This window comes from Ekhidna sp. (genome assembly GCF_965212185.1).
Classification (GTDB): Bacteria; Bacteroidota; Bacteroidia; order Cytophagales; family Cyclobacteriaceae; genus Ekhidna.
Map to the genome: position 1 here is coordinate 1923192 of NZ_OZ243102.1, position 26428 is coordinate 1949619.

Annotated in this window: 26 protein-coding genes; 13 read left to right on the top strand and 13 right to left on the bottom strand. The window is 39.7% G+C overall.

Annotation, left to right across the window (positions count from 1 at the left end):
• Window positions 1-11 precede the first annotated feature (11 nt).
• The gene (locus tag ACOMC3_RS08385; RefSeq protein WP_420319090.1) at window positions 12-3086 is read left to right on the top strand and encodes a hypothetical protein; all 3075 of its coding nucleotides are present in this window, start codon (window positions 12-14) and stop codon (window positions 3084-3086) included.
• A gap of 163 nt (window positions 3087-3249) precedes the next feature.
• On the opposite strand, the gene ligD is transcribed toward ACOMC3_RS08385, so the two are convergent.
• Window positions 3250-5556 carry a non-homologous end-joining DNA ligase gene (ligD, locus tag ACOMC3_RS08390; RefSeq protein ID WP_420319091.1) on the bottom strand — a complete coding sequence of 769 codons (2307 nt, stop codon included), beginning with the start codon at window positions 5554-5556 and terminating at the stop codon, window positions 3250-3252.
• Between the two features lie 143 nt (window positions 5557-5699).
• Here ligD and ACOMC3_RS08395 point away from each other — a divergent pair, with 143 nt between their 5' ends.
• A complete protein-coding gene (locus ACOMC3_RS08395) occupies window positions 5700-7883 on the top strand; it encodes a helix-turn-helix domain-containing protein (protein WP_420319092.1) in 2184 nt (727 codons plus the stop codon).
• A gap of 240 nt (window positions 7884-8123) precedes the next feature.
• The gene (locus ACOMC3_RS08400; RefSeq protein WP_420319093.1) at window positions 8124-8585 is read left to right on the top strand and encodes a hypothetical protein; all 462 of its coding nucleotides are present in this window, start codon (window positions 8124-8126) and stop codon (window positions 8583-8585) included.
• Between the two features lie 50 nt (window positions 8586-8635).
• Here ACOMC3_RS08400 and ACOMC3_RS08405 read toward each other — a convergent pair whose 3' ends face one another.
• A complete protein-coding gene (locus ACOMC3_RS08405; RefSeq protein ID WP_420319094.1) occupies window positions 8636-9247 on the bottom strand; it encodes a histidine phosphatase family protein in 612 nt (203 codons plus the stop codon).
• Between the two features lie 28 nt (window positions 9248-9275).
• Here ACOMC3_RS08405 and ACOMC3_RS08410 point away from each other — a divergent pair, with 28 nt between their 5' ends.
• Genes ACOMC3_RS08410 through ACOMC3_RS08430 form a run of 5 tightly spaced genes read left to right on the top strand, consistent with a single transcriptional unit; the run spans window position 9276 to window position 13593 of the window.
• Complete coding sequence (locus ACOMC3_RS08410) at window positions 9276-9713, top strand: hotdog fold thioesterase (RefSeq protein ID WP_420319095.1); 438 nt, start codon at window positions 9276-9278, stop codon at window positions 9711-9713.
• Window positions 9714-10874 (top strand): isochorismate synthase, encoded by a 1161-nt coding sequence (locus ACOMC3_RS08415; protein WP_420319096.1) that lies wholly within the window; start codon window positions 9714-9716, stop codon window positions 10872-10874.
• Window position 10875: 1 nt separating this feature from the next.
• A complete protein-coding gene (locus ACOMC3_RS08420) occupies window positions 10876-11127 on the top strand; it encodes a PLDc N-terminal domain-containing protein (protein ID WP_420319097.1) in 252 nt (83 codons plus the stop codon).
• Window positions 11127-12764, top strand: a complete 1638-nt coding sequence (gene menD, locus ACOMC3_RS08425; RefSeq protein WP_420319098.1) for a 2-succinyl-5-enolpyruvyl-6-hydroxy-3-cyclohexene-1-carboxylic-acid synthase — start codon at window positions 11127-11129, stop codon at window positions 12762-12764. The genes ACOMC3_RS08420 and menD overlap by 1 nt, the downstream gene beginning before the upstream one ends.
• Complete coding sequence (locus ACOMC3_RS08430) at window positions 12745-13593, top strand: 1,4-dihydroxy-2-naphthoyl-CoA synthase (protein WP_420319099.1); 849 nt, start codon at window positions 12745-12747, stop codon at window positions 13591-13593. Before menD ends, ACOMC3_RS08430 begins: the two co-directional genes overlap by 20 nt.
• Window positions 13594-13647: 54 nt before the next feature.
• Here the strand turns inward: ACOMC3_RS08430 and ACOMC3_RS08435 are convergent, their stop codons facing one another.
• From ACOMC3_RS08435 to ACOMC3_RS08445, 3 genes are read right to left on the bottom strand one after another with little or no spacing between them, the layout of a single operon-like run.
• A complete protein-coding gene (locus ACOMC3_RS08435; protein WP_420319100.1) occupies window positions 13648-14574 on the bottom strand; it encodes a FecR family protein in 927 nt (308 codons plus the stop codon).
• Between the two features lie 57 nt (window positions 14575-14631).
• Window positions 14632-16035: a carboxypeptidase-like regulatory domain-containing protein gene (locus ACOMC3_RS08440; RefSeq protein ID WP_420319101.1), complete on the bottom strand. Its 1404-nt coding sequence runs from the start codon at window positions 16033-16035 to the stop codon at window positions 14632-14634.
• Window positions 16025-16582 carry an RNA polymerase sigma-70 factor gene (locus ACOMC3_RS08445; protein WP_420319102.1) on the bottom strand — a complete coding sequence of 186 codons (558 nt, stop codon included), beginning with the start codon at window positions 16580-16582 and terminating at the stop codon, window positions 16025-16027. Before ACOMC3_RS08445 ends, ACOMC3_RS08440 begins: the two co-directional genes overlap by 11 nt.
• Before the next feature lie 101 nt (window positions 16583-16683).
• Between ACOMC3_RS08445 and ACOMC3_RS08450 the strand changes: the two genes are divergently transcribed.
• From ACOMC3_RS08450 to ACOMC3_RS08460, 3 genes are all read left to right on the top strand, one after another.
• Window positions 16684-17604, top strand: coding sequence for an AMP-binding protein (locus tag ACOMC3_RS08450; protein ID WP_420319103.1), 921 nt, complete (start codon window positions 16684-16686; stop codon window positions 17602-17604).
• On the top strand, window positions 17601-18257 hold the full coding sequence (locus ACOMC3_RS08455; protein WP_420319104.1) for a hypothetical protein: 657 nt from the start codon (window positions 17601-17603) through the stop codon (window positions 18255-18257). The genes ACOMC3_RS08450 and ACOMC3_RS08455 overlap by 4 nt, the downstream gene beginning before the upstream one ends.
• Window positions 18258-18353: 96 nt before the next feature.
• Window positions 18354-18710: a DoxX family protein gene (locus tag ACOMC3_RS08460; RefSeq protein ID WP_420319105.1), complete on the top strand. Its 357-nt coding sequence runs from the start codon at window positions 18354-18356 to the stop codon at window positions 18708-18710.
• A gap of 71 nt (window positions 18711-18781) precedes the next feature.
• Here ACOMC3_RS08460 and ACOMC3_RS08465 read toward each other — a convergent pair whose 3' ends face one another.
• Window positions 18782-19831 (bottom strand): PA0069 family radical SAM protein, encoded by a 1050-nt coding sequence (locus tag ACOMC3_RS08465; RefSeq protein ID WP_420319106.1) that lies wholly within the window; start codon window positions 19829-19831, stop codon window positions 18782-18784.
• A gap of 29 nt (window positions 19832-19860) precedes the next feature.
• Here ACOMC3_RS08465 and ACOMC3_RS08470 point away from each other — a divergent pair, with 29 nt between their 5' ends.
• Window positions 19861-20031, top strand: a complete 171-nt coding sequence (locus ACOMC3_RS08470; RefSeq protein ID WP_420319107.1) for a hypothetical protein — start codon at window positions 19861-19863, stop codon at window positions 20029-20031.
• On the opposite strand, the gene ACOMC3_RS08475 is transcribed toward ACOMC3_RS08470, so the two are convergent.
• Together ACOMC3_RS08475 and ACOMC3_RS08480 are read right to left on the bottom strand one after the other, a co-directional pair.
• A complete protein-coding gene (locus ACOMC3_RS08475; RefSeq protein WP_420319108.1) occupies window positions 20019-20576 on the bottom strand; it encodes a rhomboid family intramembrane serine protease in 558 nt (185 codons plus the stop codon). The genes ACOMC3_RS08470 and ACOMC3_RS08475 overlap by 13 nt on opposite strands.
• Window positions 20577-20646: 70 nt before the next feature.
• Window positions 20647-21108, bottom strand: coding sequence for a hypothetical protein (locus ACOMC3_RS08480; protein WP_420319109.1), 462 nt, complete (start codon window positions 21106-21108; stop codon window positions 20647-20649).
• 97 nt (window positions 21109-21205) lie between these two features.
• On the opposite strand from ACOMC3_RS08480, the gene ACOMC3_RS08485 reads away from it, so the two are divergent.
• Window positions 21206-21574 (top strand): hypothetical protein, encoded by a 369-nt coding sequence (locus ACOMC3_RS08485; RefSeq protein ID WP_420319110.1) that lies wholly within the window; start codon window positions 21206-21208, stop codon window positions 21572-21574.
• Here the strand turns inward: ACOMC3_RS08485 and ACOMC3_RS08490 are convergent, their stop codons facing one another.
• Genes ACOMC3_RS08490 through ACOMC3_RS08510 form a run of 5 tightly spaced genes read right to left on the bottom strand, consistent with a single transcriptional unit; the run spans window position 21575 to window position 26409 of the window.
• Window positions 21575-22228, bottom strand: a complete 654-nt coding sequence (locus ACOMC3_RS08490; RefSeq protein WP_420319111.1) for a SanA/YdcF family protein — start codon at window positions 22226-22228, stop codon at window positions 21575-21577. It lies immediately after the preceding gene.
• Window positions 22225-22884 (bottom strand): TrmH family RNA methyltransferase, encoded by a 660-nt coding sequence (locus ACOMC3_RS08495; RefSeq protein WP_420319112.1) that lies wholly within the window; start codon window positions 22882-22884, stop codon window positions 22225-22227. The genes ACOMC3_RS08490 and ACOMC3_RS08495 overlap by 4 nt, the downstream gene beginning before the upstream one ends.
• Entirely contained in the window at window positions 22884-25472 is a 2589-nt protein-coding gene (locus ACOMC3_RS08500; protein ID WP_420319113.1) for a DNA gyrase/topoisomerase IV subunit A, read from the bottom strand. The genes ACOMC3_RS08495 and ACOMC3_RS08500 overlap by 1 nt, the downstream gene beginning before the upstream one ends.
• Entirely contained in the window at window positions 25473-25790 is a 318-nt protein-coding gene (locus ACOMC3_RS08505; protein WP_420319114.1) for a hypothetical protein, read from the bottom strand. It lies immediately after the preceding gene.
• The gene (locus tag ACOMC3_RS08510; RefSeq protein ID WP_420319115.1) at window positions 25783-26409 is read right to left on the bottom strand and encodes a SatD family protein; all 627 of its coding nucleotides are present in this window, start codon (window positions 26407-26409) and stop codon (window positions 25783-25785) included. The genes ACOMC3_RS08505 and ACOMC3_RS08510 overlap by 8 nt, the downstream gene beginning before the upstream one ends.
• Between the last annotated feature and the right edge of the window lie 19 nt (window positions 26410-26428).

Consider the following 26428-nt stretch of genomic DNA (forward strand, 5'->3'; position numbering starts at 1 on the left):
TTTATCTGAAGATGAAAAGAATTTACCTATCACTTTTAATAACTGCTGGAACGTTAATTGGATTTTCTCAGGAGGAAATCGTTTTAAAAGGCAAACAACTTTTTGGTGACCTGCGTGCACGTCACATAGGACCTGCACTGATGAGTGGACGTGTTATCGATTTGGAAGGGCATCCTACAAATGATCGTATTATTTACGTTGGTTCTGCCGGTGGTGGCGTTTGGAAATCTGCCAATGGTGGAGCATCATTTCAGCCCATTTTTGATGATCATGCACAATCTATTGGTAAAGTAAAACTTGACCCCAAAGATCCTGACAACAAAATATGGGTTGGTACAGGAGAAATCTGGACCAGAAACAGTGTATCAATCGGAGATGGACTTTACAAATCAATTGATGGTGGTGTTAACTGGACCAAGGTCGGTTTTGAAAACTCAGAACGGATCTCTAGTATAGAAATCCATCCCGAAAATACAGACATCATGTATGTTGGCGTCTTAGGTGAGCTATGGGGCGACAATGAGGAGCGTGGAGTATATAAATCAGTTGATGGCGGTGTGACATGGGATAAAATCTTATACATCGATCAAACGACTGGATGTGGTGATGTGATTATGGATCCAAAAGATCCGAATACCCTATACGCTTCCATGTGGGAGTTTAGAAGAACAGGTTGGTCATTTAATTCTGGTGGAGATAAAAGTGCTCTATATAAATCAACAGATGGCGGTGAAACCTGGAACAAAATTCACAATGGATTTCCTTCTGGAAAACTTGGTAGAATAGCAATAGCCGTTGCTCCATCCGACAGTAATATTCTATACTCCGTACTTGAAACGGAAGACGAAAACAAAAGGGGGCTTTATAAATCTACAGATGCAGGTGCAAGCTGGGAACACTTAAATAGTGATTTTGGCCTGGTTGTTCGACCATTTTATTTCTCACGAATAGTCATTGATCCTAAAGATCCAGATGTTGTAGTGAAAGCTGGTCTATTTGGTTCCATTAGTCGAGACGGAGGCAAGACTTTTAAAGGCATGGGCAACATGCATGCTGATATCCATGACATCCTTTTTGACATCAATAATTCAGACAGAATGTATGTAGGAACTGATGGTGGTGTTTACCGAACTTGGGATGGTTCCAATACCATGGAAATTGTGGCCAATCTTCCACTTTCTCAATTCTATCACATCAGCGTTGACAATGAGGAACCATACAATGTGTATGGTGGTCTCCAGGACAATGGCTCATGGTACGGTCCTTCTTCTTCTCCTGGCGGAGTGGAAGCAAGAGATTGGAATGTGGTTGGATTCGGAGATGGTTTCAGAGTATTGAGGCATCCGTCAAAGAAAATACTCTACTCTGAAATGCAAGGTGCTGACAATGTTTGGAGATACAACATGGAAACAATGTCAACGAAAACGGTCCAGCCTCTTCAAACTAAAGGTGAAGATAAATTACGCTTTAACTGGAACGCTCCAATGGCTATTAGTGAAAATCAGCCGGATAGATTTTATATGGGTAGCCAATACCTTCATCGATCTGAGGACATGGGAAATACCTGGTCCGTTATCTCTCCTGATTTAACGACGAATGATCCTGCAAAACAGAATCAAGAAGATTCAGGTGGTATTTCCAAGGATAATTCAGGAGCTGAAAATCACTGCACCATTTTTACCATAGCTGAATCTCCTGTAAATGAAAATGTTATCTGGGTAGGTTCGGATGACGGTAATATTCAGGTAACCAAAGACGGAGGAAAGAACTGGACCAATACCACTTCAAATCTTCCGGGAAATGTACCTGATAATTTGTGGGTGTATCACATTGAAGCCAGTGTTCACGGCGAAGGAACTGCTTATGCAGTACTTGAAGGTCATACGATGGGAAATATGGATCCGTATGTTTTCAAAACAACAGATTATGGCCAAACCTGGAATTCCATAGTCACAGATGATATCTATGGTTTCGCAAGAAATATCCAGGAAGATTATGTCAATGAAGATCTTTTGTTTCTGGGTACTGAGTTCGGATTGTTCGTTACGGTGAATGGAGGTAAAAATTGGAGTCAGTTTACCAATAACATGCCACCAACGGCTGTTCATTTCATTGAACTTCAGAAACAAACCAATGATATCGTATTAGGTACACATGGTCGTGGAGTGATCATCATTGATGATATAAGTCCTTTACGAGAAATTAATCAGGAAGTGCTGGCAAAGGATGTTCATTTCTTTGAAAGTAAACCTGCAATCATTGAAGAAACAAGTCCCTTTGGTGGAACAGCAAAAGAGATGGAGTTCGTTGGTGCCAATGGATCCAATGATGTGAAGATCACTTATTACTTAAGAAAGAAGCACATTTTCGGCAAGATGAATATGGAAGTTCAGGATCAGAACGGAAGAAAACTGACGGAAATAGCTCCTGGAAAATCCAAAGGAATCAATGTGGTCACTTGGAATGGTTTGATCAGACCTCCAAAACTTGCAAAAGGAAAATCCTTTGCTTTCGGAGGGTTTACTTCACCAAGAATGCCTGCAGGAGACTATAATGTGGTGATGACCAAAGGTAAAGACACATACACAACCACTGTTACATTGGTGAATGATCCTAAGTCGGTCATTAATGATGCTGAAAGAAAAGCAAATCAGGAGACGGTAATTAAGCTTTATGACATGTCTGAACAGCTTGCTTATATGGTTTATCAAATGGATGAAATCATCGCTAAAGCTGAAGAGGTCAAAGAAGCTGGTGGAAGTAAAGCAGCAGATGCGGTTCTTAAGGATTTGAATGATTTGAAAGAGACATTGGTAGTAACCACTGGTGATAACTATGTAGATTCAGCTGAGCCACAATTACGAGGTAAAATTGCAACACTGTATGCTAAAATAGCATCCAGTTTTGAAGCTCCATCATCCTCAGAACTTGCTAATATGAAACTGCTTGAAGAACGATTTGAAAAAGCGAAGAATGACTTTAGCTACATCCAAAGTAAACGCGTTCCAAAAATGGAAAAATACATGGAAGGCAAGGAAATCAGCAGTATTGATTTTAAATCATTTGATGAGTTTATCAAGGAATAGGTTAAATTGATTTAAACCGATAAGAAGCTGTCTCAAAAGCCCTAATTGGCTTGTCATTCTGAGGGACGAAGAATCTCAAATATTTTAAATTCAGTTATTTAAAATTTAAAGATTCTTCACATACGTTCAGAATGACACTTTTGAGACAGCTTCTTTTTTTATGCTAATCAATCAACTTCTTAAAAACAGGATCTCTGAAGGTTCCATTATCGGTGATCATCGAATACTCTACTTCACAAACCAATTCAGGGGTCAACCAGACGGTCTTCTTTTCTTCATGCACCTCTCCTTCTACAGGCTTATCTGCTGATACTAGTTCAACGAACTGCTTGGTGAGAGATTTAAGTAGTGCATCGTCAAAACCTGTTCCTACCCTGCCTCGATAAATAAGCCCATCTCCATCCTGTTCAGCCAATTGAAGCGAGCCAAATGAACGCTCTCGTTTGCCTTCTCCCTGAGTGAATCCAATGATGAAGCAATCCATTGTCTCTTTTACCTTGACCTTGATCCAGGCATCACTTCGTTTTCCGGGTGTGTAGCGAGCATCTATCCGTTTGGCCACAATTCCTTCAATACCGTGTGCTTTAGCTGCAGTGAAGAGTGCTCGGCCATCTTCCTCAGATTGACTGATGCGGTAGTTGGTCTCTCCTACCCGTGTAGAATCAATCATCCACCACCTTCGCCGATCCTGTGGATCATTCATTAATGAGCGCCCATCTAAATACAGGCAGTCAAATAAATAGCAATAGGCAGGTGATCGCTTCGACTCATAGTCAAAGTTTTTTTTGCTCATCAAGCGTTTGATGACCTTTTTGAAATTGGCTTTTCCTTCCTGATCCAGGCAAACGATTTCACTATCAAAAATGGCATTATTGATTCGGAATGCCTGCTCAGGCACATCAAGTTCAGGGAACTGTTCGGTTATGTCATTGCCATTTCGACTATAGATCTTTAATTGTCCTTCATTCAGATATATCAGGGCCCTAATCCCATCCCACTTCAGTTCATAATAATAATCTCCTATTGGAACCCTTTTAGCAGCATCTGCCAGCATCGGCTTCATCACCTGATCCAGTAGGTTTTGTTGTGGAGCATCTACTCTTTCCAATAACCATTCTTTGTCTTTCATTAAGTGCATGCGATACTCAGCACTTAGCTGCTTTCCTGAAAGTCTAAAGTAAAAGCCGGTCTTTTTCTCCTTCGTAATTTCATAGCGTCCGGTTGCATAGACCCACATCATACCACCTCCATATTCTGCTTTTGGAATCTCTCCTTCAAAGGTCAAGTACTTCAAGGGATGATCTTCTGTTTGGACTGCCAGTCGTTTTACTCCGGGAACCGGAGGCATACCTCTCGGGATGGCCCATGATTTTAAGACTCCATCTTGCTCCAACCTCAAATCATAATGAAGATGCGAAGCGTGATGTCGCTGAATACAAAATCTACTTCCGGGAGCTTCGTTTTCTGAAAGTAATGGTTCAGGAGTTTTATTGAAATCCCGCTTCTTTTCGTAATCGGATAACTGCTCCGGTGTTTTATGACGCTTATTCGGTGGTAATTCTTTAGCTACAACTGCCCGTTTATCTGTATGTAATGGAACTGCCCAACCTCGGATTTGCTCCCAGGCATCTCCTTCTTCCATTACGCGTGCAAGAGTAGTTTTGATGTTCCACTGATTTAAGTCTTTCAGTTGCACTAAATCCTCCCATTCTATGGGTGTCGAAGCTGTTGCACCCACTTTACCTCTTAGGCTGTAAGGACACACTATTGTCTGAGAAGGACGATTACGATAAATATCAACCAATACTCGACCCTTTCGGGCCTCTTTTTTAATATGCAGTGTGGTTTGATCATGCTTTTGGATGAAATCTGATGCCACTTTCTTGGCTGCCTGAAAACATTCTTCAAACGAATACTTGGCTTCTATTGGAGTCACTAAATGCAATCCTTTACCTCCTGTAGTCTTTACAAACACATGATAGTTGTATCGCTCAAGATGTTCTTTTAGGGCAAAAGCGATTTGTTTTAAATCCTCCAATGGAAACGACCCATCCTCAGGAGGATCCAGATCATACACGATATAATCCGGCTTGTCACTGTGTTCTGAGAAACTATGTATCTGATGAATCTCCAGGCAGGCAAGGTTAGCCAGCCAAACCAAAGTGGCTTCTTCTTTAGCCACTACATATTCTTTCTTTCGCTCCTGCCCAAGTCGTTTGTAGTCAATCCAATCAGGCGTCCAGTCCGGGCGATGTTTTTGAAAAAACTGCTCGCCATAAATTCCATCCGGATATCTTACGAGCGACAAAGCCCTACCCCTGATGTGATTCAGGATGGTGGGTGCCAGCTTCAGGTAATATTCAATGATTTCGGCCTTTACGATCTCATCCTCCGGATAAAGGACTTTATCCAGATTAGAAAGCTCGATGACACGCTTCCCTACCTCCGCATGGATCTTCTGTTTGGCCATAAGTAATATTAGCACTTTCTTTTTATTACTTCATTGCAACAATATGTCCATTGCAATTCATATCCCGGGTTTAATCCGGGATATTCGAAATAGAATCAATCGGAAGATCCCGCAACAAGTGCGGGATGAATTATCTTCGTCCAATGAACCAATTCAGTGATGCTGCAGAGCTAGCTGCCAATTACGTAAACAGCACCAATCGTCACATTTTCCTCACAGGAAAAGCCGGTACCGGCAAGACGACTTTTCTCCGAAACATTGTTAAAAACACGTATAAAAATGCTGTCGTAGCAGCTCCTACCGGCATTGCAGCCATCAATGCGGAAGGAGTTACGCTTCACTCATTACTACAGTTACCATTCGGTGCATTTGTACCGGAAGAGATTCCGTTTGCGGAGCGAAACATCCAGGTAAATACCCCCTCTTCGCTTTTCCGTGAAGCTAAGTTTGGAGCGCAAAAACGCAAGCTCATCAATGAACTTGAACTCCTGATCATAGATGAAGTGAGTATGCTAAGGGCAGATCTCCTTGATTGCATTGATGCTACTTTGCGACATTTAAGAAAAAGAAGGTTTGATCCCTTTGGTGGGCTGCAGGTCTTATTCATTGGCGACCTGATGCAGCTTCCCCCGGTGGTCAAGCGAGAAGAGCAGGGACTTTTGCAGCAGTTTTATGCGTCTCCCTATTTCTTTGATGCGCGAGTGCTTAAAGACAACCCTCCCATTCGGGTTGAGCTGAATAAGGTTTACCGTCAAACGGATGAGACATTTATTAAGCTACTCAACCGACTGAGGCACAATGAGCTACTGGAGGATGATGTGGAACTGCTGAATGAGCATTATGATGCTGAGGTAGCAAGTAAGAACCTGGAAGGATACATTCACCTGACTACACACAATCAAAAGGCAGATAAAATCAATGCTACCAGACTCGCTGATCTGGATGGTACTGATCAACTTTTTACCGCTGATATTGATCGTGAATTTCCTGAAAATGGATACCCCAATGAAGTAAATCTAAGGCTCAAAGAAGATGCTCAGGTGATGTTCATTAAAAATGACCCAAGCGGTAAAGGACAGTTCTTCAATGGGAAAATCGGAAGGGTTTCCAATCTTGATGATGGCATCAAAGTGAAGTTTGAAGATGGAACAGAAGTGCAGGTGGAGCAATATGAATGGGAAAACATTCGCTATGTATTGGATAAACAAACAAAAGAAGTAGAACAGAAGGTGCTAGGTACCTTCAAACAATATCCAATAAAGCTGGCGTGGGCGGTGACCATCCATAAAAGCCAGGGTCTCACCTTCGAGAAAGCCATACTTGATCTGGAAAATACGTTTGCTGCAGGTCAATTATATGTGGCACTTTCCAGGCTCACTTCTTTAGACGGCTTAATACTTTCAAGTCCGCTACCCATGCGATCGCCTTCCATCGATGATCAACTCAAGTACTTCATTGAGAGTTTTGAGGATACGCAGAAGCTGGAGAAGCAATTCGAAAACGATCGGATTGGATTCATTCGGATGTTTGCGGAACGTGCCTTCCTCTTTGATTCGTTATTGAGGGAATTGGTTAACCATAAAAAGACGTTCAATAAAGATGAGAACCGATCATTGAAGCAGAAGCAGCTCCCCTGGACAGATGAGCTTATCAACGATACCTTTCCATTGAAAGAGGTCGGAGAAACCTTCATACGACAAGTCAATTCACTGCTATCCAAAGGAGAATGGCACCAGCTTGCGGAGCGGATGACAAAAGCATCTGATTACTTCACAGAGCACCTCACAGATAAAATTGATCGGGTGACCCAACAACATCGAACATTGAAAACCCAATCACAGGCCAAGACCTATCGGGCTGAGTTGGTGGAGCTAAAAGATCTTTTTAGCAATCAACTGAGACAGATTGTGAAACTCAACCTGCTGATCCAGCACATCAACGAAGGCAAGCCACTAACAAAGGAAGCCTTGCAAAAACATTCATCGACAAAGCAAGTCAATGAGGCTGCTTCCAAAGACAAAACGCCCACAGCCGAGATCACCTATGAGATGTACAAAGAAGGAAAATCGATTAAGGTCATTGCCGAAGAGCGTGGTTTGGTGGAGGGAACCATCGAGTCTCATTTAGCGAAGTACGTTGAGAGTGGCGATCTGGATGCTACTCAGTTTGTAAAACCAACCAGGCTAAAAGCGATCCTAAAGTGCTACGATGAAGGCTTAACCAAATCAGGTGAGATCAAAGGAGCTCTCCCCGACAGCTACACCTGGGGTGAGATTAGAATGGGGATTGCGCATGCAATGTCAAAAACTGAGTCAGGTAAAAGATAATGAGATCGCTTCGGTGTACTCGCGATGACGTTCTCAATTTAAAACCATCATTGCGATGAGGAACGAAGAAGCAATCTCATCAATTATATTCGATTCTAATAAAAAGGTTCAAGCGGACACTTGGACTAGTGAGGGAAATAAAGATGGGGATTGCGCATGCAAAGTCGAAGGAATCCTGACAGGTTTTCATATTCTTTAGGCCGTGAGTTTAGATTTTTGAACCTACTTAAAAGAAAAGCAATGTTTGAAGAAGAAGATGACATACCAGACAGCAGAAACCTACCCATTTTCAAGAAAGGAATGGAAATCGCTGAGTTGGTTCGCGCATTGGTGGACTTGATTCCTGAAGACAATGAAATACTAAAAGAGGTAGGAATTTGGATGATGAATGACGCTCACAATCTAGCAGTGAAAATTTCAGGGGCTGAGGCCGGTGACCTTTATGACATAAAAATGGAATGCGCTTCGATCATTAGAAGATCTGCTCGTGAGCTATTGGTTCAGACGCACAGTCTGGAAATGCATGGTTTTGAAGAAACACAGTATTTCCAACTCTTACGAGATGCTGTAGAAGAATATCGATTATTATTTATCGACTGGATTGAAACGTTTGATCCCTGGAATTATATCATAGACAGATGGGGGTTGTTTAACCCTCCCGGAGTGGGTCCTCATGATCAGGACCCGGATGACTTGTATTGATACAACGCTAGCCCTGACAGGTTTTGAAAACCTGTCAGGATTTAGTCTATTCAACTCAAATGCCCCACCCGGTTAAAATCCTTCAGGTAAAACGAGCTACCACGGTATCCCAGCACGTAATAAGAACAATTGGCATGTGGGAAGCCATCCATGAAATTTAGCGGATAGTTGAGTGTCCAGCTTAATAATACGCGCATGGCTCTTCCGTGCATACAAATAAGGATATCTTCACCATCGGTCTCCAATACCTGTTGCATTGCTGTTTGCTGTCGCTCCATCACTTCGATTGGGTTTTCTCCACCTCCTACATTCAGGTGAAGCTCTCCCCTACGCCAGCCGTTTACGGTATCTGCATACAGGTTTTTCGCATCGTAAGACGCTTCTTTTCCTTCCTGATTGCCCCAACTGATCTCATCAAATCCTTCAAGAGCTGTTACGGGTGTTCCATTGTGGATAAACTGTCCTACGGTCTCTTTGGTACGTACCAAGGCTGAAGTAAACACATGATCGAAATGGATATCCTCAAATGAACGTCCAGCCATTTGTGCCTGGGTTTTACCAGTTTCATTAAGTGAAGCGTTGACACCACGGCCCTGTACCATGCCCTTTCTATTAAAATCTGTCTCTCCGTGTCTTAGTATGTAAATCGTCTTGCTTTTCAAACTCTGTTTGCGTTGGTTTGCTTAATAGATGGCAAAAGAAAGAATTTTTCCTGACTACCTCGAGCTGGATGCGTTAAATAGTATGTCGAAGGGCTGTATGGTAGAACATCTGGGCATCATATTTTCCGAAATAGGCCCTGATTATTTGAAAGCTACAATGCCTGTAGATCATCGAACAAAGCAACCCATGGGGTTGTTACATGGAGGAGCTTCAGTAGCTCTTGCAGAAACGATGGGAAGCGTAGGTGCAACATTGTGTATTGACTTAGCTAAACAATATCCTGTAGGGTTAGAAATCAACACCAATCATATCAAATCTGCCCAAGGCGGTTTAGTGACAGGTACGGCAAAACCAATTCATTTAGGCCGTGGAACTCAGGTATGGTCAATAGAAATTCACAATGAGGAGGGACAATTAGTTTCAATCAGTAGGATTACAATGGCTATTTTAGATAGAAAAGAATAAGTGAAAGAGTTAAAGACCATACTGAAACTTGAAACACCAGACATTCTAATTAACCAGCTTAAAGAAGCTGAATACTCATTCGCCGTTTGGAAAAAACCTGATGAAGATGAAATACACACATTTATCTCATTGCGGGAGTCCAAACAAATAGATAGCCCACGACTTAATGATCTTGATACAGGATTTTTATTTAATACTTACAGCGATAATCACCCAATCAGGCCCTTTTACATAAATGCTGATTTGATCATAAAGTCAAATGAAATTTCTATTGCTCCTGGTGTAAGTGATTCACAGATCGATGAATTTAAGGAACGTATCAAGTCGACTAAAAATGACAGGCCGAATAAAATTATTGAAAGCAATGATGCTTCCAATAGGTTTGAGAGTTCTGTTAGCAAAGCATTGACAGAAATTGAGAACGGTACTTTTGAAAAAGTGGTATTATCAAGATACCGTGATGCAACACTCCCTGAGAGTTTTTCAATTTGGTCATTCTTCCAGACAATTTGTGATAAATATGTCAACGCTTTTTGCAGCATTGCTCATATTCCTGGTAAAGGGATCTGGATTGGAGCAACTCCAGAACTATTGATATCCAATAACCAAGATCAATTTAAGACAGTTTCCTTAGCTGGCACTAAATCTTTAAGCAATGGCCAACCTTTGAATGAAATAGCGTGGACCCAGAAAGAAATTGAAGAACAAGCAATGGTCAGTAGGTATGTGATCAACTGCTTTAAAAAGATTCGTCTACGAGAATTTCATGAGCATGGACCGAAAACCATCAAAGCCGGAAATCTTGCTCACCTAAAAACTGAGTTTATTGTCAATTACAATGAGGTGAACTTTGAGGAATTAGCTGATCAAATGTTGGAACTCCTCCATCCTACTTCGGCAGTTTGCGGGATGCCAATAGATCAAACCAAACCTTGGATTGAAAAGGAGGAACAGTACGATAGAGAGTTCTATTCAGGCTTTTTGGGCCCTGTAAATGTTGATAACTCTTCGGATTTGTATGTAAATCTCAGATGCATGAAGGTCAGTGATGGAATGGTCAGGTTCTTTGCCGGTGCTGGCATTACAGAAGATTCTGATCCACATAAGGAATACGAGGAGACTGAGATGAAGATCGATGTTCTTAAATCTAACTTACATTAATATGGAATTATTTGAATTGAGTAATCGTACCATGATGATTTTAGGTGGTCTCTTTTGGGTAGCTGTCGTTCTTTGGATATGGGCTTTGATTGACATTTTCCGTTTGAGCAGAAAAAGCACTGAAAGTCCTGCTCCATGGTTATTGCTGATCATTTTGTTCCCAATACTTGGCTCCATCTTATTCTTTCAGATTGGTAAAAAACGCATGAAGGATAACAAGCGTACTTTCGACCCAAAGTTTAATCAACGTTAGTGCTTCATCCCACCGTTTTCAACACTGCGCAGGTTTGCTTTCAATTGGGAGTAAAGCATGCGGTCATGTCTCCCGGATCCAGAAATGCCCCTTTAACCATTTCATTCGCAAGGCATGATAATATTAAAAAATGGGTCATTCCTGACGAACGATCAGCCGGATTTGTTGCTGTAGGCATTGCTCAGACAACCAAGTCACCAGTTGTATTGTGCTGCACGAGTGGCTCTGCGTTACTCAACTATGCTCCAGCCATAGCAGAAGCCTATTATCGTGAAATTCCTTTGATTATACTTTCCGCAGACAGGCCTCCTGAACTTATTGATCAACGTGACGGACAAACAATCAGGCAATATGAGGCACTAAAAAACCATGTGAAAGCTTCCTATAATCTTCCTGTAGTTCTTAATGAAGCAGCAGCTTCAGATTATCAAAATCAGCTGGTCAATGGTATTAAGCAATCCATGCAACTGCCTTCTGGACCAATTCATATAAACATTCCCTTTCAAGAACCCTTCTATCCCACTACTGATCAGAAGTTAGAATACAGTCCCATAGATATTGAAAAATATGCACCCGGGTTTGTTGGAGCTTCCATTGACAAAGACATTTCGCTATATAAAAGAATTCTCATACTAGTCGGTCAGCAAGATCCTGATACTGAACTAGATCAAGTCTTAGAAAAACTAGCTGATAAGGTTCCTATTATTAAATCGCCATTGAATAACCTGACTGTTGGTATTGAACATGTAGATGGATTTATCAATGATCAAGATGAGTTAAAACCAGACTTATTAATCACCAGTGGTTTATCTGTTTTATCCAAGAAACTTAAAAACTACCTACGAAAACATACGCCTGAAAAGCATCTTCACTTAGATCCTGCTGGTGTTGAAGTTGATACCTATCTGACACATCCGGAATACATCAAACAACCCCTGAGTAGATTTCTGGAGAACCTTAGTTTTGATCATGTTGATGATAGATACATCCAAAAATGGAAATCATTTGAATCTGAGACCAAGCTTGTCATTGATGCTTTTCCAGCTGGATCTTTCAGTGAAACAGCAGCGACCAGGAAAGTTCTAGAGGCTATTCCCGCCAACATCAACCTGCATTTAAGTAACTCAATGCCAGTTCGTTATGCGGATTTATTTGGAGTGAAAAATGGAATAAACTGCTTCAGTAACAGAGGCACAAGCGGAATAGATGGATGCACTTCAACAGCCGTTGGTACCAGTCTGGTTTCAGACCAAATGAACGTTTTGATTACGGGAGACTTAGCCTTTCAGTATGATCGTAATGCATTCTTTCATAACTATGATTTGCCAAATCTTCGAATCATTGTTTTGAATAATCAAGGTGGCGGTATTTTCCGATTAATTGATGGCCCGTCAAGACTTCCTGAGTTAGAAGAATACTTTGAGACCAGACATAATCGAACAGCAGAATATATTTGTGCTGAAAATGGATTTGAGTATTTCACGGCAAAAGATGAACCTTCATTATTAAAGCATTTAGAAACATTCTTTAATAACTCTAAATCAGCCAAAGTTTTAGAAATATTCACTAGTCCAGAGATCAATCAGAAAGTCTATAAAGAGTTAAAAAAACATATACATGAGCGAATCAACAATTGATTGGAAAATAGCAGAAGGCTTTGAAGATATCACCTATAAAAAAAGTGGCAAAGTTGCCCGAATCGCATTTAACAGGCCCGAAGTTAGAAATGCGTTTCGCCCCAAAACAGTCGCTGAATTGTACAAGGCGTTTCATGATGCACGGGAAGATGTGAATATTGGCGTGGTGCTTTTAAGTGGTGAAGGTCCGTCATCTAAAGATGGTGGCTGGGCATTTTGTAGCGGTGGTGATCAAAATGCCAGAGGACATCAGGGATATGTGGATGAAGACGGAATGCCTCGCTTGAATATTTTAGAAGTTCAGCGGCTTATTCGGTTTATGCCTAAAGTGGTTATCGCTGTTGTTCCCGGATGGGCTGTTGGTGGTGGACACAGCTTGCACACGGTCTGCGATCTAACGCTGGCAAGTAAAGAGCACGCAATTTTCAAGCAAACCGACGCTGATGTTACGAGTTTTGATGGTGGATACGGCTCTGCTTATCTGGCTAAAATGGTTGGTCAGAAACGAGCCAGGGAGATTTTCTTTCTAGGTAGAAACTATTCTGCACAGGAAGCTTTTGAAATGGGAATGGTCAATGCGGTCATTCCGCATGATCAGCTAGAAGACGAAGCTTATCAATGGGCACAAGAAATATTGGCTAAATCTCCAACCTCTATTAAGATGCTCAAATTTGCCTTTAACCTGACCGATGATGGCATGGTTGGGCAGCAGGTGTTTGCTGGTGAGGCTACCCGACTGGCTTACATGACGGATGAAGCTAAGGAAGGAAGAAATGCATTTCTGGAGAAGCGAAAGCCTAACTTCAATGACATAAAGTGGATACCATAAAAAAAGCCCAGCAATAAATTGTTGGGCTTCAATTTTTTTAAGGATTGAGATTGTTTAGCACCCTTTTCCTTTCAATATCACTTTTCCATTTGAGTACTCATATTGAACATTGAATGTTCTTGCAATAATCTCAATGGCATCTTTAGGCTTCTTTTTGTTGAATTTGGCTGTGAGTTTACAGTTTTTGAATGCTGGATTTTCAAACTGCATATCAATCCCATAAACATCCTCAATGATTTTCTCCACTTCAGCCATTGTATTGCCTTCAAAGGTGATCACCTTGGTTTTCCAGGCTAAATAATTGATGTCATTGTTATTTCGCTTTACTATTCCCACATTGTGGTCAGAGATCATTCCCATTTCTCCTTTCGTAAGTTTTACTGAAACCGCATCAGATCCATTTATACTTTTAGAGAATTCAACCAATCCTGATTCTACACAAACTTCCGTAGCTCCATCCGTACTTTTTACGAGGAATGAGGTCCCCAAAACTTCGATTTTGGCATTTTCAGTATAAATGATGAAAGGCCGGGATTCATCTCTCTCAATATCAAAATAAGCTTTTCCATTAACGCTTATTTCCCTGACGGATTCATCTATTCGTAAAACTTCAATAGCAGATGATCCGTGAAGAGCTATCTCACTACCATCACTCAGTTCTTGGCTTGTATAAACACCATCGGTGTTATTGCCATTATTTAAAACAAAAAGCAAGGAAATCGCAAGAACAAGAATTGCGGCGCTTGCGTATTTCACCCAGTTCCTCATAATAAAAGGAACTTGTTTTGCTTGTGGTTCACGTAAAATTTCATCTAAAACATGTTGCGGTGGTGTGCTTTCAGGCTGTGAGACTAACCAAACGTTTTTAGCCTCAAAAAATTCATTTGCATTTGTTTTCGATTCCGTTCTCCAACTTTCAACCAATCTAATTTCGTCATTGGTTGCTTCACCAGAAAAATATTTTGCTAGTACTTCTTCCATTTTCTTCTTATCGTCTGGTTATTAACAACTTACAGTGCCAATCCCCCTAAGTCTTTTTTACAAATTATCATATTTTGGATCATAATTTATAGGCACCAAATCAGCCGTCCTTTCCCAGGACCAATACCCAAAAGTAGTAAGACCAAATCGATCCATCACTTCCCCTGACAAATCTATCCTTACAGATCCTCTAAGTAATTGAATAATTGATATTTGATAGCCTGGATCTTTCAATAAAACTCCTTCATTCGTTAGGTGTTTTGCATGCAATAGTTGAGTGAATCCACTATGAAGTAAAAAACCTACACTTTCTTTCTCTTTTCGGTACTCCACAATCAAATAATTCCTAAAGTCCAACGCATAATGATCCCTTTTAAAAATTAATATGTCTGATTCAGACATTTGGTTATCCCTATCGATTTCAAAATCATCTAAACTTCTGAGTGAATAAATTCTAAACCCCTGTTTTTTTAAATTTCCTTCAAGGAGTGACTTTTTAAAGTGATTCAATGAACCATTGTAGCTTTCTTTTCTATTTTTCTTCCATTCCCTTCTCTCAGTACCATTAATAGGATCCAGGTTTCTAAATCGCATCTTTCCCCGAAATCGTAAGTCATCCCCCTCTTTTAAGAAAGATTCCAGGAAATAGCTAACTCTATAGCCAAGTGCATCATTTCGTATCTGGAGAGGTTCTTTTGCATATGCACGCAATGAGTTGGAGGGTTTATCGTAATTAAAGCTTAACACTTCCGGATTCTCAATGACGCATGCCTCTGCATTTTCTGAAAGTCCAATCAATTCACGTTTGAAAACCATGTAATGGGAAAGCCAGCTATCTTGAGCTCTTCTTATTCGAGTTGAGATAACCTCAACTTCTTCCAGTTGACCCAAATCTGGCGTCATTTGATGATTTTGGATTCTAGATCCACCATTTGATTCCGATATTTGATAGACTCCATTTTCATATCCCACGTAAGAGAATACCAGGTTATAAAACCCAGGTGGTATGGATTCAAGTTTATAATTTCCATCAATATCACTAGCTACTCCAATAGTTGTTCCATCCAGAAATATGTTGGTTCCGCTTAGTGGTTTTCCATTTTCATCGCTAACATTTCCTGAAATAGTAAATAAGTTTTTCTTCTTTATTATTTGCTGTGGTGGTTCATAGTTAAGGATGATTTGATCTTTGAAGAATGAATATTTTAATCCTGTCCCTACAAGCAATCTTGATAGGAATTGATCGATTGGTTCATTTTCAGCTTTTATTGTATATAAGCTACCTTTTGGTAATAAGTCAGAATTATAACTGAAAAAGTAATTGGTTTGAGCACTCAATGAGTCCAATATTACTTCAAGTGGTTCATTGTTGAATGCAAGATTAACTTCATCATCTCTTCTGGATTGTCCCAGCGATATTAAACTGTAAGCAAGTAATACGAACAGTAAATTAGCTCGCATCTCTAAGGTTTTTCAAATCTTGAAGGCTTTCTCTTAAAACCCTCAACGCCTTGCCCATTTGGACTTCCACTGTTTTTACAGAGATATCTAAATGATCGGCAATTTCCTGATATTTCAACCCTTCGAACCGACTAAGTTTGAAGATCTCAGCACATCTTGGTGGAAGCTTATCAATTTCCTGATGAATGCGATTTCTAAGTTCATCTGGATCATTTACTTCAATCTCAGTTTGATAGGATGATTCCATAACATTTATGACATGCTGCCGATAGCCGTCTTTTACTTTATCGTGTTTGATGGCATTTAAGCAAGAATTATGCACGGATCTATACAAGTAGCTTTTTATTGAAGAATCCTCTGACAGTGATTCACATTTTTCCCAGAATTTAACAAATACATCCTGAGCGATTTCCTCAGCCTCTTCCCTGGTATCCATGAAGCGGGAAGCATAAAGAACCATAATATTGTAGTACTGATTGAAAACGAGTTCAAAAGCCCGTTTATCTTTGTTAATTAATCGGTTGACTATTACCCCTTCGTTTTCCAAGTGCAGTGATTATAAAATCTAAAAATTTCGTTTTAAAGTTAGAAGAAATTCTAAAAGATAAACTTCCAACGAAAAGATTTAACGAGCAAGAAATTAATGTGTTGAGAATCATCAGAAGCTGGCATTCTGATCAATCCCACTTTGTTCATCAAACTTCCGGCTCTACTGGTAGACCCAAGAAAATCAAAATTAGTAGGGATAAGATCATTTATAGTGCTCAGGCTACCATGAAGGAGATTGACCCTGAAGCAAGTTTCAAGAGCTCATTACTTTGCTTGAATACTGATTTTATTGGTGGAGCCATGGTGGTGTATCGAGCATTGATATATGATCATGACCTGACGATTATTGGTCCATCCATGGATTTAATGGAATCAATTGAAGCAAATGATTCATTCGATCTTATTTCGGTTGCTCCTATTCAGTTCAAAAAGTTTGACACGGCCGCATTAAACAAATTCAACACCATACTTATCGGTGGTGGACCTATGCCCAGGTTAGACATCACTTGTACTGCGAATATCTATTCTACCTTCGGAATGACTGAGACAGTCTCTCATATTGCTTTAAGGAAACTAAATGAAGTATTGTTCACCACAACAGGAGATGCTATTGCAGGTACTAATGCAGATGGAACACTGAAGATTAGAGGAACGATAACCGATAACAAGTGGCTAAACACGAATGATTTAGTTACACTTCATGATTCAACTACTTTTGAATGGCATGGCAGAAAAGATTTTGTCATCAATTCTGGTGGTATAAAAGTGAATCCAGAAACAATTGAAGAACTGCTAAAAGAACAACTGAGTGGAGACTTTATGATCAGCTCTTTGCCGGATGATACATTAGGTGAAAAGATCATTCTCTTAAGTAGCGATGACGAAAAAACAATAGATTTTTCCAGGTTACCTAAATATTCAGCACCGAAAGAAATCCATTTTAATCAAACGATCCTTAAAACAGATTCTGATAAGATTGATAGATTAAGAACAAAAAAATGCTTTGAAGAGAAACGATGAAAGCTAAGATTTCATATCAACCACTAGATCTATCCGCTCCATATGCGTACGCAGCTGTGATGGATATCGAACTTAAAGATGAAGGTGTTTTAATACAATTGGAGGTAGAGTATGTTGGCAGAGATTCAATGAGCATTCAAGCGTTAAAAGATCTAGGTTTCACTGAAAATGATGATTATTCTTGGAAAGGCATCATTGATGAAAATTGGAAGGAGGATATTTTATCATTTTTTGAGATGAAGTTAGCCCTTGATTCTGATAATGAAATCTACCTTCATATCTCAAGAGATACTATCAGTGGATTTCCAGTTGAGATCAATCGTGCAGATGCGCTATTCCATGAGCTTTTGCAAGCCATTTTGGAAAAGGACAATTTAGAGGCGCCATTGGAAATCTCTCTTCAAAAAAATGGAACTAAATATTTACTTAAATGGGTCTTTTCTGAAAGAACTTTTAGCGCGCAAAATGATGATAGCAATCCAGAGTCTCTTGAATGGGAAACAGGCAGAGAACTAATGAAAACAATCTATTCTATTGATTTTGAAACACAAAACCCATTAAAAAAGGCCAAAGGTGATTGCTTTAGCAGTGATGGAGATCTTTGGTATCCTTTGAGTAAATCGGTAGTAAAAAAATTAAATCAATTACTATAGTAATACTTCATTTAGGAAGTTGAATTTTTTTGAGTATCTGAAAAAAGCTATCTTGAAAGAGATTGATAAACATTTTCAACCTTATAATTCAACTAAATGAAAAGCTTAGGATTTCTTGGAAAACTCATGTTCGCTGGGCCAATGGCTATGTTTGGCATTTTTCACCTTATGGGAGCAAATGATATGACAGGTATGGTACCTGACTTTCTTCCTGCTCCGGTGATTTTTGTCTATTTAACCGGCATTGCATTGATACTTGCAGCTGTCGCTGTTATAATTGGTAAAAAGGCCAAATTAGCCACTCAGTTATTAGGTTTAATGCTGGCATTATTTGCCGTATTGATACACTTACCAGGATTTTTAAGCCAGGACCCGATAAGTTCATCTATGTTCTTAAAAGATATAGCTCTGGCAGGCTCGGCCTGGTTTATGAGTGCTCATCTGAATGATTAAAATTAACCTAGCATCCCAGATAAGTATGAAGAGAATCCCTGATCCGCAAGTAGGCGGTTGGGGATTTTTTATTAAAACAAACTGTACGCACCTCCCTTTCTAAAATGTGATGTTTCTAAAGAAGGCATTTGTTTACCATCAAAATATTTTCTCTTACTCACATCAAAGAGGTTTCGAATAATTTTTGAGATCTTACCCTCTCCCTTTATTCGCCTCCCAAATTCAGTATCATTTACATTGCCGCCATGAAGCTCTTGAATTTGATTCCACACTTTTTGAACCCTGTCAGGAAAATTCTTCTCGAGCCAATCTTTGAATATCTTCCCCACCTGACCATTAAGTCTTACAACCGTATAACTAGCAAATGAAGCTCCTGATTCAGAAGCGGCTCTCAAAATATCGGGTATCTCATGATGATTGAGTCCTGGGATGATAGGTGCATTCATCACACCAACAGGCACCCCTTCTTTAGCTAATAGCTCCATTGCATTTAGCTTTTTCATAGCACTTGCAGTTCGAGGTTCCAATTTTCTTCTTAATGATTCATCCAATGAAGTAATTGAAAAAATTACGTGAACAAGGTTGTTGGCTGCCAACTCTTTAAGAATAGCAAGATCCCTGGTAACTAATGCATTCTTTGTGATAATACCGACAGGATGCTGGTATTTATTAAATACCGATAGAAGCTGACGTGTCAACTCATATTTTTTCTCTAAAGGCTGATAACAATCCGTGTTGCCACTTAACATGATAGTTTTCGGCTGATAAGTTGGTTTTAGAAACTCTTTTTCAAGAAGTTGTGGTGCTTCGGGTTTAACAATGATCTTCGTTTCAAAATCCAAACCAGCGCTAAATCCCCAATACTCATGTGAATTCCTAGCATAGCAATACACACACCCATGTTCACATCCCTGGTAAGGATTAATCGATGCTGAAAGTCCTATATCCGGACTTTTATTGGTTGAAATTATCTTTTTAGGTGTTTCCTTGAATACCTCCGTTTTTGGTTTTTCATGTAACAGTTCTTCATCAATCCCATCAACTGATTCTGTACTTACATGTAAAGCAGAAAATTTATTCTCAACATTTATTTGTGCACCCTTACCTTTAAAATAATCCATAATTTAAAATTACTAATATTTTTAGTATTATGAATCGTGGAGATGCCTTTGTTTATCGTTTTGATAATGACGATCAGAAACAGTCACTTCTCAAACATGTAAAAATGGTCTATGAAAAAGCACAATCTTCTAATATGAAGGCGTTTGATCTGGAAGATCTCAAAAAGAGATATGATGAAATTGATTGTCAGGAAGAATAATGCCTTGTATTAACTTTTGAAAAAGTAAATGCGCTTGCCAGTCCAACCACCGCTCCCATCAGATGAGATTCCCATGAAACTCTATCATCTAGCGATAGTAATCCATAAGCCATTCCTCCATACAGAAAAATGATAATCGCACTTATAAAGACCGATTTAAAATTTCTTTTGAATAATCCATAAAATACCAGAAAGGATGCCAAAGCGTAGACTAATCCGCTCGCTCCAATGTGATAAAAGGGTCTCGCAAATACCCAAACCAGTATATTGGTAAAAAAATAGGCATGTAGAAATACTCGAGAAGCTATTGCCGGATAAAAGAAAAACAGACTTCCGCCTAACACCAACAATGGAATAGTATTAGATGCTAAATGATTGAAATTTCCATGTAGCATAGGTGCAAATAAAATTCCAATCAAACCGGTTAAATCTCTTGGATAGATTCCTAAATAGCCCAAGTCCATGTTTAAGTAATGCTCAATGGAGAATGCAAGCCACATGAAAAAACATAATCTCAATGGGGGTACGATTCCTGACTTGTGCATTAAGTAAAGTAAATAAAAAACCCTGACCTGCCATTTGGCTGATCAGGGTCTCAATGATAGTCTTTTAAGCTTATTCGATATCCTTAATCATTTTCAGATCCATCAAGCGAGCCTCTTCATAACTTACAGATAAGTAACCAAGTACTCCTCCTGAAGCTTCAGCAATTTTCTTAGCCAGATCTTTTAAACTTGCAACAAGTTTAATGGCAAAGTTCTTGTCTACTTTTTTTAGAATGAAATTCAATTTCCTTAATTCAGTGGTTATCGCTGAGATTCTTGCATCAGTTCCAGATGGTAGGGTATCCACCAAAGTATTAAAGTTTTCTTCAAATTTCTCTCCTACATGTTTGTAATAATCTGAGAGTTGTTCTCGTGACCTACTCTGCTTGGTTCGAGCAACATCAATCGCTTCTCTTCTTTCAGATTTATCGATTTTACCATCAGCACCTGCAATTAAGATTGCAACATAAACCGGGGCTTTGGTTAAAACCTCAATCTCATCTTCTCTTAGTGGTTCAAATTCTGGGATCATCCTTTTTTGTTATTCAAATTTCGGCTCGAAAATACTAAAATATTTCCTGCTATAAAGCTGACAGCAACCCTAAATTTTGGCTATGATTATTACCTAGATGAAAGGATTAGATGTTAGATTTATATCTACGATTCCACAAATTATGGAAAAGATTGATTTTACCTACCTAGAGGTACTTAGCGAAGATGACGATGACTTCAAAGACGAGTTTATCGTGACATTTGAAACAACTTATGTGTCATTAATAAAAAAAATGAGAGATGAGCTGGCAAATGGTGAAATGGACAAATTATCCAAATCTGCTCATCAGCTTAAACCATCTACTAAAATGATTGCATTACCCTGTTCAGATACGCTGGAAGACCTTCAGTATCATCCGGAGAAAGCCTCTGAGGAACTGATCGCAGATATTAATATGCAATGTGAGAATGCACTTGCACAGCTTAAAGAGTGGGCGGGTAAATAGTTATTCTGATGCCAACGGCAAGGATACTTTCTCTCCAAGAAATTTGGGTTTTCGCTGCAAAACATAAAGATCAAGTACGGCAATCGAGCGTGCGAGTATCTCCCGCAAGGCTAGCATATTTCCAATAGGACCACCATCATCAGCAGATACTGCCACCGCATTCATTTCAAAATATTGGGCGATGAATAATGACCTGTAACAATGAAACTCCTGGGTCACAATGGTTACATCATTCTGTCCGAAGACCTCCTTACATCTTACTACTGAATCCAATGTCCTTAAACCGGCAAAATCAAGGGATATATGATCTTCAGGTATATTAAGATCTCCAAGTGCTTGAAGCATATCACGTGGTTCATTGTAATATTTTGTCCTGTTATCACCGCTTACTAAAATGTGTTGGATCTTTTGGTCAAAATGTAAAGTAGCTGCTGTTTGCATTCTCTCAGCGAAGAAGCGATTAGGTTTACCTTCCGACGTTCTCTTACTGGTGCCAAGTACTAAAGCAACATCATTTATAGGAGCTGATTCTGGATCAAATATTAAGTCTTTGGTTGACATCACTACCCAAATATTCGATCCAGTTACGAACATTGTAAGTGTAAGTAAAATCCAAAATCCCAGGCGAAGAAATTTCAGCGGTGTTATCTTCATACAGTCAGTCCTTTCGTTTTCAGTATCAAGTCTGCCTCTCGTACAATTTTTCGGTACCATTCAGATCTAAGAACCAGCTTTTCCTGATCAGTAAGTGGTGGCCATTCTTTCAATTTTAACTTAAATATAGTTAGACATATTGCTGCGCTAACAGAAAGATTAAAGCTTTCAGTAAATCCTTGCATCGGAATATGAACAAACCCATCTGCCTTTTCCCCAGCTTCTTCACTTATTCCATCAGATTCAGTCCCAAAGACAAAGGCAGTTTTATCTGAAGGATTTAATTCATGAATAGATCGGGATGTATGGTTCAATGATGTAGCAAAAATCTTGTATCCATTATTTCTAAGCTCATCATAACAAGCATCAATATTATTGCCATATTTATTGTGATGAAGCATAGAAACCCATTTTGCTGCCCCTTGGGTAATACCCGGATTGACGTTGTAGCTGTTCTTGTTTTGAATGAAATGTAAGTCCTGAATACCCATACATTCAGCCGTTCTCAGGACTGCACTCACATTATGCGACTTATCAATATCCTCGAAGACGAGCGTAACATGTCTTGTACGCTGCGAGAGTACCCTTCCAACATGTGCCTGCTTGTTTTCAGAGACAAACTCCTCCAGAATATCAATGGCTCGCTGATGATCCATTACTCCTTCTTTTCACCAAATAATCCCAGCTGATTCTCTTCCTCTTCCACCTCACTTTTTATCGTATTCTTTATCTCATCCAAATCTATCGCTGCTTGTTTTGGTTTTTCCTCTTTGATTAAGCTTGCAGAAATCACATTTTGTACAGGAAGCTTATTACCTATTGCTTTCCATCCTTTGATGTCTATCAGGTTCATTAAATCAAGCTTCTTTTTCTCATGCTTGCGTCCATCTTTAAATACGACCTCAACATCCGTCTCAATCCCCTTGGAGACAAAGATCAGTTTCGAGCTCCTAGCCTCTGTAACAAAAGAAAACTTCTTGTTTGGTGTATTGGTCTCAATAATGAATCGCTTGACGTAATACGTCTTAGAATCACCATCATAATGGATGACATTAAATGAAGTATCCTGCTCAAGCTTGTAGATTCCCATTAGGCTATTGAAATCGTAATGATTGGTTAGCTCGAAAGAGGTTGTTTCATAGGTTCCATCTTTATAGAATGCAACCACCTGATCGTCTGACATGAAGTTACCTAAAAGATCACCTCGGTCCTCTCTGTTTAATCGACCGACGGTTGGGTCATACCAGATATCTACTCCTCCCAGCGTTGATCGACCTTCTTCTTTCAGCACTACTTTACGAACAGGGTATTTAGTTAGAATATTACCACCGGCACCACGTCCTTTTATTTCCAGTTCAGCAAAGTCAAAGTCAAACACCTTCTTGCGGGCTTTACTCGCCTGAGTTAAAGAAACTGTTACGATCTCTGCTTCTCCATTCGGATTTGCGGTGAAGTAATGCACTTTTCCTTTACCCCCTTTGGTAAGGTCATATTCACGATCCCTTGTTACCGATAGCACTTGGAAACGTTTCACGTAAGAGTTTCCTGACTTTGCGTCTACATATGCCATGTTGTAGACCATTCGCTCATCGTTCTTTTTGAACACACCTACATGGAGTATATCCTTGCCTACAAAGGTTTTATCTTGAATCCTGGTTACCACACATTTCCCATCTTTAGTAAAAGCAATGATGTCATCAATATCCGAGCATTCAGAAACAAATTCATCCTTTTTCAAGCCAAAACCTACGAAACCATCTTGCCTATTTACATATAGCTTGGCATTATTTGCTGCCACAATGTTTACATTGATGGTATCAAAATTGGTGATCTCCGTTTTACGTTCACGTCCCTTACCGTATTTGTCTAACAGATTTTTGTAATAGTCAATGGCAAATTCCGTGAGATTATCCAGATTAAAATCAACCTTTTCGATTTTCTCCTGTAATTCCTTAATCTGTGCATCAACTTTGCTGGTATCAAACCTGGTAATACTACTTAGAGGTTTGTCTATAAGGCGTTTGTAGTCTTCATTCGTGATCTCACGATAGAATTGATCAAAGAATGGACTGAATAAGGTATCAAGCACTTGATAACACTTCTGAAGATCACCGGAATTCTCATATTCAGGATTTTTATACATCCCTTCATTGATGAAAATCCGAAGTAAATCACTGAAGAAAATCTTTTCTTTCAATTCAGCATTCTCTATCTCCAATTCTTGTCTTAACAAGTCAACTGTCTGATCTACTGATTGCTTCAGAATCTCACTTACCCCTATAAAATGAGGTTTATCCTCAATGATCACACATGCATTGGGCGAAATAGAAACCTCACAATCGGTGAATGCAAAAAGAGCATCTATGGTGATATCAGGTGATGTGCCTGGGGCCAGATTTACCAGGATCTCAATGTCTTTCGCAGTGTTATCAATTACCTGCTTTACCTTAATCTTACCTTTATCATTGGCTTTGACGATCGATTCTATCAAAGAAGTTGTTGTGGTTCCGTATGGAATGTCTTTGATCACCAAGGTCTTGCTATCCAACTCTTCGATCGTCGCTCTGACACGGATTTTACCGCCACGCTTTCCATCGTTGTAGTCTGTAGCATCAATCTTTCCTCCTGTCAGGAAATCCGGTAGCAGCTTGACTTTCTTGCCCTTTAGCGTCGCTATACATCCTTCCAGGATCTCACAGAAGTTGTGAGGCATCATCTTCGTAGAAAGCCCTACAGCGATTCCTTCTACGCCTTGAGCAAGAAGTAACGGAAACTTTACGGGGAAAGTAACAGGTTCCTTTTTACGCCCATCGTATGATAACTGCCATTCAGTTGTTTGTGGGTTGAAAATTACCTCTAATGCAAACTTAGACAGTCTGGCTTCAATATACCTTGGTGCAGCTGCAGAGTCGCCTGTACGAACGTCTCCCCAGTTACCCTGTGTATCAATCAATAGGTCTTTTTGTCCCAGGTTCACGATTGCGTCCCCAATTGATGCATCTCCATGGGGGTGGTATTGCATTGCGCTACCAATGATGTTAGCCACTTTATTGTAACGCCCATCATCCATCTCCTTCATTGCGTGCAAAATCCGACGCTGTACTGGTTTCAGGCCATCATTGATTGCCGGTACCGCTCGTTCCAGGATTACATATGAAGCATAATCCAAAAACCAGTTTTCATACATCCCTGATATAGGAATTACATCATGTATCTCTCGCTCGTTTTCGTGTTCTTCTCCCATTTAAAAACAATATTGACTTGTTAGGTAATATCCAATTACTATTAATACAGAGACTAAATTTCCTGTCAGGAAATAGTCATTTGAAATCTTGTCGTCATCATTCAGACGAGTGGCAATTTTCAGTGCTCCAAAAAAGGCCAAACCCTGAGGTAAATCCACCAACAGAATGATGAATAAAAATCCTCGTTCTAATGCACCTCTTAACACACTACTGAGAGTTAGGTCACGCTTAAACATCTTCGTAATGATGTAGAAGGCCAGCAATGATCCAAGCTCTCCAACAACGAAAATGGTGATATGGATTAGGTATTTATCCATTTATCAGGTGATGAATTAAATCCTTGCATGTTAGATACTCATCTATCGCCAGGCTTCTTCTTCTTCTCCATAGCGTAGACTCATCTTTTTGGTGAATTTTTGCCAGAGCTTTATAATCATGTCCTTGGAGAAATCCAGAGACTGTGCTTCGATCTTTAGGATGCCAGCTATCAATGAAATGTTGAGTAACCTTCATCATTTTATTGATTACTGTTGAAGATTTGGTTGAAACATAAAAACGACCTGTATCCTTCTTCATCTCATTTAGCCGCTTTCGCGCATTTGTTAAGCCAGACCCTAGCATTTCATACGCTTTATCCGGATTCACTGGGGTCTCTACTACGCCTTCATAAAGCACATATCGCAATTTGAAGTCAAATTCTTCCTCCAAAATGTATTCCTCCATTGCTAAAATGATATCAATTCCGATCGAAGCAGAAGAAACAATCCCCTGAAACTCATCGCCAAGTGTTATGGTTAGTGGTGACTCAATGGACTCACTATAAATCTTATTGGTGTAGCTAACAAGCACCTGAAAGTCAGACATGAGTGACTGGCCATCTTTGTCATGACTATCTACTACATCTGCCATTAATATGAATTTCTTTTTTGCTTCCATAATGCAAGATCTAATTTAT